2 protein-coding genes are annotated in these 876 nt (G+C 37.2%); both read right to left on the bottom strand.

The genetic code is table 11. The annotated features are described in order from the left end of the window. Positions 1–38: 38 nt before the first annotated feature. Positions 39–395 carry a hypothetical protein gene (locus CGZ75_RS15970; protein WP_176444881.1) on the bottom strand — a complete coding sequence of 119 codons (357 nt, stop codon included), beginning with the start codon at positions 393–395 and terminating at the stop codon, positions 39–41. 192 nt (positions 396–587) lie between these two features. Next, a complete protein-coding gene (locus CGZ75_RS26580; RefSeq protein ID WP_483869964.1) occupies positions 588–728 on the bottom strand; it encodes a YhjD family protein in 141 nt (46 codons plus the stop codon). Between the last annotated feature and the right edge of the window lie 148 nt (positions 729–876).

Here is an 876-nt window from a genome sequence, read left to right as displayed (position 1 = left end):
CCTATTAATAGTCTTAATAGGCAGTATGCTCAACTTCTCTAGTGAACAGACATCTGCCATTCACTGTAGCGAGGAAGCGTTATTTCTCCCTCAGAATCAACAACGATCTTGACAACCTCAATATTCTTGAGTGTATCAATCTCGTTATTTAATGCTACCTCATTCGAGTTAATTGCGAAGCTGAACCTTTTACTTTTTTCCAACTCTCTAATATCAGAAACTGTCGGTCTGCCATTTAAATTCAGAGTGTCATTAATAGCCTCTAATCTTATGTCTTCCAGCTCTGATTTAATGCCAACCTCTAAAGAAGTGGTACTCTGCGCTGAAGAATAAGAAGGTGCTGCTGCCGATAATAAAAGCGCTAAAGAAGTAGTTAATACTAGACTTTTCCTCAATTTAATGCCACATATAACTAAATTTAACAATAACAAAGTTGACTATACCCCGTATTGAGGTAAATTTAATATAGGACTATATACTTATATAGATATAAAAATATATATGGATATATATAGATTTTCATCGGATTGATCTTGGATGAACTAGTTAAATTACCTCGCCTTCTTTGAGATAAGTGTGGGTGCCTCTCAAACTTGAAGAGCCTTGTTCATATAATATTTCAGCCGAACACTTATATCCGCTCGCACATTATTGCGCATCAGCACGAGTTGATCTTCATATCCCCTACATATAAACCGGTAATGGGCTCCTATGTTATATTCACTCAACGTTTGATGGATCTGGTTTCCCAGGATTTCACAAGGATAAAGCGTTCGCTTAAAAACAGTTGTCGGATCCAACGACAAGCGAATTCACATTGTCAAAAAGCTTTCGTTTCATCAAAGCTTCCTGCGTGATCTGAACCAGATGTCTTGC

Source organism: Paenibacillus herberti, from assembly GCF_002233675.1.
In the GTDB taxonomy this organism is placed as follows: Bacteria; Bacillota; Bacilli; order Paenibacillales; family Paenibacillaceae; genus Paenibacillus_O; species Paenibacillus_O herberti.
The sequence above is the reverse complement of the archived record's forward strand: the minus strand, read 5'-3'. Positions and strand labels throughout refer to the sequence as shown.